Genomic DNA, 11,166 nt, shown 5'->3' with positions numbered 1-11,166 from the left:
CATTTAGTGTAATCAAAAACGGAAAAGATAGAACTATATTCTAACAAATATGCTTTATTTCCAACTATTCTATTAAGAAAAGCCCACTTCGGACGGGCTTTGAGATATCATCACAGATTATTTATTAAAATGAAAGGCATGCTGTATTAACGCCAATATCTAATCCAAACCTAACGAACAATTGGCATGCACATCCGAGTGGACAGATTCTTTTGGTTACTGGCGGAAGAGGCTGGTATTAGGAAAAAGGAAAACCTGCTCAAGAATTACATCCAGGAGATGTAGTGGAAATACATCCAAATGTAAACACTGGAATGGCTGATAGTTGGTTTGTTCATCTTGCCATTGATCCAGATACAACAGTGGGTCCTCCTGAATGGTTCGAAAAATGCGTTAATCCTTCTTGGATTAACGCATTTTTTACGTTTTTAGTTGACATAACCCCCGAATGAGGAAGTGTCGTCTTCATTAATCAATAAGAAAAAGCTCCCATCATTACGGCAGCCGAATGTTCTGATATGAAATGGCAAATTTATTGTAGGGTTGAACCAAACTCCATTATGGTTGCAAAGAAAATCACGGAACTTAACACTATAACGGTAATTCTAGCCAAAATTCTCTTTGTTCTGTCCTGTTTAACAACTGTCAAGAAATCAGTTCATACTGGTCCAATATAATTTTTTTAAGAGCAAAGGGTTTCCAAGAATTTTTTTTTAATTAGCCAACATATAGAGTGCTATCACAGAAGTGGTGACACCTAATTTTTTTATCAGATTGGCGTTTGTAAGAAATACAAGTCGAATAATATCCAAGTTTTTCACCTCAAAAAACCTACCCCGTAATTCAAAAATTCGTTTAGTTAATTCCAAGGTGTGTGTGATGAATTTAATTGAGAAACCCTCTTTGCTTCGGCGCTTTGAGTGGACTTACTTAAGAAGTCTATAAATCGGATCAAAGAAATTTTTTTCCAAGATCTTCGTTGATTTTCCACGTTAATGACTCTCCTTTAAACCGCATTTTTTATTTTTCCTTTATCTAGCTTTTAGAGGTATTCRTTGTCGTTTATGAAATGGCAATGGTTCAAGCGACTCCACTGATGGCTAAAAACGAAAGAATTGCGATAGGTAGGGTTACTTTTTCAAACGTATTTGACTCATGTAGGACCTCCTTGGATTTGAGCTTGCASYTTTAGTGTAGTAGATGAWTATRAAGAGGATGTGAATGACGTGTTAAGACATTATTTAGAAAATRAGSTTTTTATGCGAAGTTATAAGAAATTAACAAATCAAAAATCTTACTACTAACTAACTCTTCCTCGTTAGCATATCGCCATCTTTTAATTGAAATCGATCTAAAATATCTTTGGGTAATAAGATCCGTCCTAATTCACAGCTTTTGCTAAACCTATAGAAGCACCAAGTCGACTAAGTAAGGATAGGTAAGACAATCCGGTATTGTCATAACTAATGAGATATTTTAAAGAACACATAGAGAAAGACGATTCAACCCAAAACGAAGCAGAACCATTGTCATAGTCCTAATATCCATAATTTACGAAATAGTAATACAATTACACATTCTCTTAATATAGTTTCAATAAAAACCATAAATTCCTTTTGTATGATAAAAGTAGAAACACATAAATCGATTAGGAGGATTCATTATGATGACAAAATATCAAAGAAGAAAAGCGGTATCGTTCATGTTGGCTGTTACTTGTGCCATTGTTGCTCTTTCTGGTTTCGGACAAAACTCCTTTGCTAAGGAAACCGAGTTCCCACGCGGAGAATCGGTTGACGTTAAGGTAATGTCTTATAACATTCATCACGGTGAAGGGACAGATAGGGTTTTGGATTTGGAACGTATTGCTCAGGTTATTGAAAATTCGGAGGCAGATATCATTGGCTTGCAGGAAGTGGACAATCATTGGTCTAGCCGCAGCAACTTCGAAGACCAGGCAAATTCGCTGGCAAAACGGCTTGGCATGTTTTATGTGTATGGAGCAAACCTTGATAATGCACCATTAATCGAAGGGGAACCGCGCAGGCAGTATGGGACAGCGATTTTAAGCAAATATCCAATCTTAGATTCTGAAAACCACAAACTTACAAAAATCGGAAACACGGAGCAGAGAGGCCTGCTAGAGGCGACGATTAATGTTAAAGGAAATCAAGTTCACTTTTATAATACTCACCTAGCGCTGACTTCCGCAGAACGCGAAATCCAGATTCGGGAAGTCAATGAACTTGCTGGGCAAGTTAAAGGACCTAAAATTATCATGGGAGATCTAAACGCAAAACCGGAAAGCCCGGAAATGCAGCTGATGATTTCCAATTATAGTGATGCTTTTGCTGATCAACCTACAGCTTACACTTATTCTTCAATAAACCCTACTGTGAGAATCGACTATATTTTCACAACCGATAATATCGAAACAGTCAATGCCGAGGTGATTCAAACTTTAGCTTCTGATCATCTCCCAGTGACCGCTGTTATCAAACTTAAACGAAACGAGCCATTTAATAATGGACAAAAGTAGATGGGTGACACCTTACTATTTCCGGTAAGAATTTTGGATTTTTGAGCATAGGAAACACTTTATGCACTTAAGAGCTAAACATTCACAATAAGCCAGACAGGAATACTATGAATGAATTCTCTCTTCTCGGATCTGAATTGGAAAACTACCTTGCATTAAAGACTCCGGCACCTAAGCCGATTTTCCCTGATCCCAGAAGAGAGATACATTATTTTTTTTGGGTTATGCAGCTAAAGCGTTGTCATAGGTATTGGGATGACGCAGCTTTTTTTAAATGAAGTTGCTGACTCATAAGAGACGGAGAGTAAGCAAAGGAAAATTTACTAGATTGAAGGGTGTGTAGAGGTGAGAAAGTTCGTTTTATGGAATATGATGCTCTTATTCATTATTACGATAACGTTATGTCCTGTTAACGCTTCAGCTCACACAGATAACAGCGAGGGATATTCAAACATTACGCTTGATCGTGACACCCTGAATGTAGAGCTTTATATCGACTATTTTGAGCTTGGAAGGTTGATAGATTTCGAGGTTAATCCAGGTTCCTCTAAGGACCAATTGACAAAGGCATTGGAAGATAAACAGGATGCTGTAACGGAATACCTGGCCTCCCATTTTCAACTATTCACGGATGGAGCTAAATCAGAAGGAATAGTGACGGTCACAGACATCGAAGAAAGAACTGGCCGGGATTATGCCAAAATCATGCTTGAGTTCCCCCGCCCTGCCAAAGAGGAGTCAATCCAAATTCAGTACAGCGTCTTTTTTGACGATAATGACCCAATGCACAGGAACATCGCAACCTATAACTTAGATAAAGCAAAAGGACAATTTGTTTTTCATGGGGGTGAACGGGAACTGCAAATCGGCAAGGAAACTATCATCGGCCAAATCATCCGGTTTATTCAACTCGGATTCCACCATATTATGATCGGGTATGACCACATCCTGTTTGTGATGGCTCTTGTTCTCGGTTCGCGCCGATTTTCAGATATTCTCAAAATTATTACTGTGTTTACTTTGGCCCACAGTATTACACTAGGCCTCACTGCCTTAAAGCTAATCAATCTCCCTTCCGAGATTATAGAGCCTCTCATTGCGTTAAGCATTGCATTCGTCGCCCTGGAACATTTCTTCGGATTCTCTACGAAGCTCCGTTTTGCCGTCGTATTTGGCTTCGGACTGATCCATGGAGTGGGATTTGCCGGTGCATTACAGCTGTCAAATGATGTAACCTGGCGTTCGCTTTTGTCCATTTTGTCTTTCAACGTTGGTGTTGAAGTAGGACAAGCACTGATCATCATTCTGCTATTTCCCATTCTTCTTTATATCCGCCGATTCAAATGGTCAACTGTCGTCTACGGATCGGCAACCGCTGGTATTTTTGGAATGGGATTATTCTGGTATTTCGAGCGATTTCTAGCCTAAATGCTGAATCTCTTTCCTTTTCTTATAGGGGGTGGTTCAAAAGAGTAGCTTAAGGGTGTTAAAAATACGAGATTAATAGGAGGAAAAATAATGAAACCTTTAAATGAGAAAGGGAAAACGGTAAAAGAAAAGCTTAAACCGATTACCGCGGCCGTGATGTGTAGTCTTGCTTTGGCCGCTGTCGTCCAACCGGTTATCGCAGATAATCCTAATGCAACTGTTACGGGTACGGTATTTGCAGACAAAAACGGAAATGGAGTCCACGATGGAAACGAACAGGGAATTCCGAATGTGTCTGTCTCAGATGGGAAGAGCATTTCCGTTACCGATGATTCAGGAAAGTATACACTGACGGCAAACATTGAAAGACGCGAGTCAGATATTGTCTTTGTTACCGTTCCTAGCGGATATAGCGTCCCAACAGACGAAAACAAAACACCCCAGTTCTATAAGCAACTTGGCAACCTCGAGGCCGGTGAAACACGAGAACAAGACTTCGGACTACTACTTAAGCCTGAAAGCAATAATCCTAACTTTACCTTTGCCAACGTGGCCGATGTTCACGTGGAAGCAGGGACAAATAATAACCGTGAACGATTCACATCACAGCTAGCGCAAATTAACGAATCGACAGGAAACCCGGCCTTTATCGCCGTTAGTGGCGACTTGACCAACCGGGCGACCGATGCAGAATATCAGGATTATACAGCGAGCACAGCTACATCTGCTGTTCCTGTCTACCCAGCTGTAGGAAACCATGACTTTGCCCCAGGTTCTAGCTATCAAACAAGAGTGGACCGTTACCGCAAGTATCTCGGACCTGAGTGGTATTCATTCGATTATGGTAACAGGCATTTTGTCACATTGGAAAATACATTGGGCTTCAATGAAAATGACCAATTGGAATGGTTAAAACAGGATCTCGCCCAAAATGCAAAAGACAAAGAAGTAGTAGTATTCGTCCATAAGCCTTTGAATACACCGGAAACCCCGTCACCTGATAACACGAAGAAGTTTATTGAACTACTTAGCCAGTATCAGACACGACTGGTGATGGTTGGACATACCCATGTTAACGATGTGGCACAAGATACCATTCCAGGTGCTAACCATGTAACGACTGTTTCAAGTGCTTATACGATTGATCAGTCACCGAACGGATTCCGGATGGTTTCTTTCCAGGGCGACCAAAAGAATGCAAAGTATAAGATGTATGACGTAAAACAAAGCGCAGCGATTGTCCATCCAGCGGCCGGAAGCGATGTTCCAAAGGGCAAAGTGGACATATTGGTAAATGCCTATAATACGTCAAGCAATGTCTCTAAAGTGGAATACAGAGTAGATGGCGGCTCATGGAAAAAACTGAAACAAAGCAGCGGAATGGCCTGGTTTAACCAATGGAATGCTAAAAAGGCATCAAAAGGCAAGCATGCCATAGAAGTTAGGGTAACCGACGATGCAGGAAAGGTTTGGGTTAAAAACAACACGTTCAACATCGTAGACTCTAAGCGTATCTCACCTAAGGGCGGTTCTGACTGGACGATGTTCCACGGCAATGCCCAGCATACCGGAGAGGCAAAAGATACACTCGAAGCGGGTATGCAATTAGGTTGGACCTACCGGACACCAGGTACGATTCTTACCTCCTCCCCTGCCATTGCAAATGGAATGGTTTATATCGGAACACGTGATGAAAACGGCACGGACCAAAATGCTATCCATGCGGTTGACCTGGAAACCGGCCGAAAGAAATGGGCAGTAAAAGCAGATGCCCAGGTCCAAGCATCCCCAGCAGTAGCAGACGGAGTCGTTTACGCGAATTCGATTCGCGGCACACTTTATGCGATGAATGCAAAAACCGGGGAAAGGATTTGGKAAAAATTCGTTGGCAAGGATCAAGTACAGAGATCCTGGATGTATTATTCTCCAACAGTAGCCGATGGAGTCCTATACCAGGCATACAGCACAGGCAGCGGTGGTGCAATCATGGCGCTTGATGCCAAAACCGGCGAACAATTATGGAATGCTCCTTTAGCAGGCGGCTGGATCGTTGAATCCACACCTGTAGTACAAGATGGCAAGGTATTTGTTGGTGCAGACGGCGGCTGGCTGATCTCTCTTGACGCTGCTACAGGCAAGGAAATCTGGCAAAAAAAACCAGCAGGCGGCTGGATGCACTCCATGCCTTCCATCTCAGATGGCCGTGTGTTTATGGGGTACCAGGGCGGTTTAATCGTCTCACTTGACGCCTCGACAGGCAACGAGCTATGGCGCTACAAGAGCTCAGATAAATCCTACATTCATGGTCAGGCAACTGGTTCCTCCCCTGCTGTAGCGGATGGAGTCGTCTACATGGGATTCCCTGACGGAAACGTTGCTGCAATAGACGCGGTCACAGGTTCCTTAAAATGGAAATATCGTACGGATGGCGGAATCATTTCATCAGCAGCAGTTAGTGGAGAAACCATCTTCATTGGTTCCAACGACGGAAAGCTTTATGCGCTTGACCGATTAACAGGACAGCCTTTATGGGATCATGAAATTGGAGCTTGGGTGGCATCTTCCCCTGCGATTTCAGGAAATACGCTTGTGGTTGGTGCTCATGATGGAAACCTTTATGCTTACACGCCTGGAGGAAAATCTGCCCAAAGATGGCCGCGAGTAACCGGTAAGGTGACGGATGCTGATACCGGAAAACCGGTAGCCGGTGCGACCGTTGTAGTGACCGATACCGAGGGGAACCGCCAGACTTCAGTAGCCAATGATGATGGCCAATACCTGATCGGATTAAAGCCAGGCAAATATACTCTTTCTACAAAACGAAGAGGTTTTCATTCAGACACTTCTCTCTCTGTCACGATGGTAGAGGGGAAAAATGAAACGAAGGAACTAAAGCTAAACGCCATCACCGAGCCGATTGCAGGAGAATCTCAGGAAGCTCCAGATTTTCATGCAGGAAGCACCCGCTTGGACGCAACAACAGGCAACCCGTACCATTACATCATCAATAACAAGGTAGAGGCGACCATCTCTACACAAGTGGCTGCCAATAATCAGGCAGGTACTTTCCAGCCAGGATGGCTAGGCGATCTTGCCCTACAGGATGATAATGCCATGGAAACCTTGGATTGGAGCGAGTTAATCCTTTCACCGACAATGAATGATCCGAAAGTTCCATGGAACCGTTCTGGAGAATGGCTCTCTCTTGCTGAAATTAAGACTGTAGGAAACGCGGTAAAGGCTTCAGGAGAAGCACAAATTAATCCGTCAATCAAGACGTCGGTCACTTACCAATTGCTTCCGAACGCACCGGTTGCCAAGCTAACCTTGGAATTAGAAAATACCGGAACAAATGATTTCAAAGGATACTTCCAATATTTACTCGATCCAGACAGTTCTGATGACACGGCAATAGTTCCAGGTTTTGCATCCGTTAATCCCGGCTTCAAGACTTCCGGATGGACGGGGAATTATGTGTATGACGGTCCTAAAACCGCTATAAACAGCCCGGCTCATGGAATTGCCTGGGTCAAAGACCAACCAACTGGGATCAGTGCCTTCGGGTATATTTTCGGTGCCTCCTTTGATGCAAGTGTAGCAGCAGGTGAAAAACGGACAATCAGCTGGTACCACATCACCGACTATCCTGCCGAAGGAACGAACCCGGCAGCCAATATTGAGCGGTGGGCAACACAGCTGGAAACATTGGATCCAAATGCAGCAGAGTAATCTCTACATCCACTTTCACTTGACTGTTTTATAGTTTGATAGAATACTCAACAAATTGACCCTAATGAAAAGGAGTGCCGGAGTTTTCGGCACTCCTTTTTTAAGTGAATGTTAGGCAGTAAATGTTTTATTTGAAAGGGGATGCCCTTTCGTTCTACACAATGGAATCAAATAATGTAGACCTTTTCTATTACATCAATTATGTATAGAAAGGTGAATACATATCGATTTAAGTTTGAACTTCTAAGTCCATCACCGCCGACGGGAGAAAGGAAATTCATCTATGGATTGAAGTGGAAAAAGCTTTGGAAATCCTTCTACTTCGCTGAGCCAGGCGCTCCTGCTCAACGTGGAACCAATGAAAACACTAACGGTCGAGTCCGGAGAACCTACCCAAAAGGAACCGATTTAAGCCAGATGGCACTGGAAGAAATCATCGATTTTCTCTTGAATTTCAATCAGATTCCAAAAAAGTGCATCGCTTCCGATCCGTCAGGCTGATCTGTTTTTACGCAATAGTCATGATACATACCGCCGAATGTCGCCTCCCTAGCGTCCAGGGATCTCGTTGTTCTCTTTTGTTCCACATGTAATTTCCTTTTAGTATGCCGTATTTTTTATATTTTCTTTACGAATGCTATCACCACTACTAGACAATAACGCCACTCCTTTTTTGCAGTTATTATCAAGAATAAGAAGAAATAGTCCTTAACCAGACCATGGCACCCGTCGGTAAGTTAAAACAATCCGGTCTCACAACCTATTACTTGTAATCCAATTAATTTTTAATTATTAAATTATAAATTGATTCATTAATTTTGCTCTGTACTATTTGAAATGAACTTTTTCAAAAGAGAAATGAGACTCACCCAATCCATGTCCGGAAAGGGAAACTGTTGGGATAATACCCCGATAGAGTCATTCTTTGGTCACCTTAAGGATGAGGTGKACTTCAGAAGTTGTAAACCATTTGAAGAATTGAAGCATCTGATTGACGAATACATGTATGAGTACAATGTACATCGATATCAATGATAAATTGAACTGTACCTCAATTATTAGACTAAACCTTCGATGGTAAGTAGAAATGGCTAACTTTATTTACAATATTTTCTTTATTCAGTATCAAAGAACTACTATACTAATAATAAAAACAACTTTAGGAGGTTTTCTAAAATGCTTAAAACTATTCTAAATAAAATTTTCCCGAAAACTTCTTATAATAAAACAGAAGCTATATTCCCTGCTGTTCAAATTCAGAAGATTTATCTTTTCGAATCAAATCAAAAAGAGTTAGAGGATATTATCAATTCCCCAATGCTTAGAGATAATGCTTCAGGATATATTTACTTTGTACAGGAGTATATGAATGGGTCATTTAAAATTGGTAAAACCAAATACATTGAAAAGCGCATGAATCTTTTTGGTGTGAAATTGCCTTTTGAAAATAAACTTATTTATCTTATTAAAACTTCGAATCATCATCAAACCGAAGCCGCATTTCATAAACATTTTTCAAGTAAACGCTTGGAAGGAGAATGGTTTGCTTTAACTAAAGAAGATATTGCTTGGATCAAAGCTGGTAAATATACACCTGCTATTAACCAAACTATTAATCCCCAAATAGACTCGAAGAAAAAGACAATAGCTGTAAATGAACAGATTGATGTTAAACCACTAACAAATAAACAGATTGAATTCGCTAAATCATTAATTCTGAAATTAGAGAATGAATATGAATTATTGATTGATCATTCATCTTTAACACAAACAGACTTAAAAAGGTTAAGCGTTTATTTTAGATTTAAAAATATAGGAGCTTTAAACAACTTGGTTAAAAGCGGCGTGTTGAAAGCCAGATAGTCTAGGAACATTCATTACGACTTGTTACAAGAATTCATCGGAATAGGGATTATAGTATGTAGTTGTTTAAACAGGAGGAAAAATGGATGTCCGCAAAAATGGATTGCTTTGCAAAAAGGACTGTAGCCGAAATAATACATCGTTACCTTATCTCTTTGCCAAATACTAAATACGATGATAGCGCAAAGTCACCTTCAATCGGATATAAAAATAATAATCATCGATTTAAATTTGCAACATTGCATGGTGGTGGCTCATATCAATCATTGGTTTTGCATATTGAACCTGGAAACCGTGATACTACACTGGGGAAGGAACTACAAAAAGATATTCAAGAGCTTTTAGGTTTTGAAATAAGTGAATCAAGAAATCATTGCCTTAAAACAAATGAAGTTTACATCCCTTTAGAAAAACTAGATAGTTTAAATCCAATTGAAAATATTGAAAACCTTATAATTTACGCATTTCATAAACAAGATGCACTCAGTTATTAATATGTATTCTTTAAAATAGCACTGGAGGTATACCTTTTGTCAAATCACTCTCAACAACTTTTAACTTTGCTAGAAGACTCAATTGAATTTGCTAAGCTAAATAATCATTTTAAGCGATTCAATCCTTTTAAAATATTATCGGTTGATCAATTTGAGATTCGGCATTCCAATTTCCTCGTCTGGATGTTAAATCCTAAAGCGAATCATAATCTCGGTGATTTCTTCTTAAAGAAACTTTTGGCAAAAGCCTTTGTCCATCCAAATAATTTAGAAGATGCGAACAAACTTGCACGTTTTAATCCCTTAGGTATGGTTAATCTCAATTACCAGGATGTGATTGTTCATAAAGAACTCATTACAACTATTAGTCAAAGAATTGATATATTAGTTGTATCAGAAAGTAATAAAACGGTGATTCTCATAGAAAATAAATTCTGGTCAAAAGAATCTCACAATCAATTAAAGAATTACTTGAATTTCGTCAAAAGTGAATACGCAGACTATAGGATTGTCCCTATCTTTTTAACCATGTTAGAAGATCCACCTTCTGAAAATGATTATTTAATGCTTACCTATCGGGATATTTTAAGTATATTAAAGGATTATGTAGTTCTAAACGAAGCTTTTATGAATGATGAGGTTTACTCTTTCATTTCTTACTACATAGAAGTATTGGCTGATCAATTGGAGGAAAATGACGAGTTAAACAAGTCTGCTTTATCCATTTATCAAGACAATAAAGACGCAGTTGATTTGCTGTATACATCCGTTCATAAAAAATCTTCTATGAAAGTAGTAAATCAACAACTGATTTCAACTACAACTGTTAAAACTGGAATCTTGGAAAGATTGTATCTAGAAAATAGAGAAGCAATTGACTATATCGTAAAAGTTGGAAACAGCATTATTTCCGAAGCTTTCAAATTATTTGCATCGGAAAAAGATATGGACAGCAATAACTTTATAGCCCATCATCGTCTGCCCTCCTTTGTAGAAAAAGAGTGGGCTGTTGCATATAACCGAGAGGATCTACGTCAAAAATGGTGGTTAGACCGAGGGTTAATCGCATGGTTTGCCAACAGCAACAACCGTCTAATGCTGAAAGTCGAAGTG

Annotated in this window: 7 protein-coding genes and 1 pseudogene; all 8 read left to right on the top strand. The window is 40.0% G+C overall.

Features of this window, described 5'->3' with window-relative positions:
- Nucleotides 1–284 precede the first annotated feature (284 nt).
- The gene (locus tag AC1DOS_RS13375) at nucleotides 285–452 is read left to right on the top strand and encodes a hypothetical protein (protein WP_477537912.1); all 168 of its coding nucleotides are present in this window, start codon (nucleotides 285–287) and stop codon (nucleotides 450–452) included.
- A gap of 1,211 nt (nucleotides 453–1,663) precedes the next feature.
- Nucleotides 1,664–2,539: an endonuclease/exonuclease/phosphatase family protein gene (locus AC1DOS_RS13370; protein WP_477537911.1), complete on the top strand. Its 876-nt coding sequence runs from the start codon at nucleotides 1,664–1,666 to the stop codon at nucleotides 2,537–2,539.
- Nucleotides 2,540–2,884: 345 nt separating this feature from the next.
- Nucleotides 2,885–3,967 carry a HupE/UreJ family protein gene (locus AC1DOS_RS13365; RefSeq protein WP_477537910.1) on the top strand — a complete coding sequence of 361 codons (1,083 nt, stop codon included), beginning with the start codon at nucleotides 2,885–2,887 and terminating at the stop codon, nucleotides 3,965–3,967.
- Nucleotides 3,968–4,057: 90 nt separating this feature from the next.
- Complete coding sequence (locus tag AC1DOS_RS13360; RefSeq protein ID WP_477537909.1) at nucleotides 4,058–7,696, top strand: outer membrane protein assembly factor BamB family protein; 3,639 nt, start codon at nucleotides 4,058–4,060, stop codon at nucleotides 7,694–7,696.
- A gap of 867 nt (nucleotides 7,697–8,563) precedes the next feature.
- Nucleotides 8,564–8,731: pseudogene (locus tag AC1DOS_RS13355) on the top strand (integrase core domain-containing protein); the annotation flags it as partial.
- 141 nt (nucleotides 8,732–8,872) lie between these two features.
- Nucleotides 8,873–9,559, top strand: a complete 687-nt coding sequence (locus tag AC1DOS_RS13350; RefSeq protein ID WP_477537908.1) for a GIY-YIG nuclease family protein — start codon at nucleotides 8,873–8,875, stop codon at nucleotides 9,557–9,559.
- An 86-nt stretch (nucleotides 9,560–9,645) separates the two neighbouring features.
- Nucleotides 9,646–10,053 (top strand): hypothetical protein, encoded by a 408-nt coding sequence (locus tag AC1DOS_RS13345; protein WP_477537907.1) that lies wholly within the window; start codon nucleotides 9,646–9,648, stop codon nucleotides 10,051–10,053.
- Nucleotides 10,054–10,089: 36 nt separating this feature from the next.
- Nucleotides 10,090–11,166 (top strand): PDDEXK-like family protein (locus tag AC1DOS_RS13340; RefSeq protein WP_477537906.1); only part of this gene is annotated, 1,077 nt, incomplete at its 3' end.

Source organism: Paenisporosarcina sp. P5_A11, assembly GCF_056400705.1.
This window is presented reverse-complemented; position numbering and strand designations above follow the sequence as displayed.

Coding starts and splice junctions, on each gene's coding strand:
- AC1DOS_RS13350 (WP_477537908.1), top strand. CDS start 8,873: ATGCTTAAAACTATTCTAAATAAAATTTTCCCGAAAACTTCTTATAAT.
- AC1DOS_RS13345 (WP_477537907.1), top strand. CDS start 9,646: ATGTCCGCAAAAATGGATTGCTTTGCAAAAAGGACTGTAGCCGAAATA.
- AC1DOS_RS13370 (WP_477537911.1), top strand. CDS start 1,664: ATGATGACAAAATATCAAAGAAGAAAAGCGGTATCGTTCATGTTGGCT.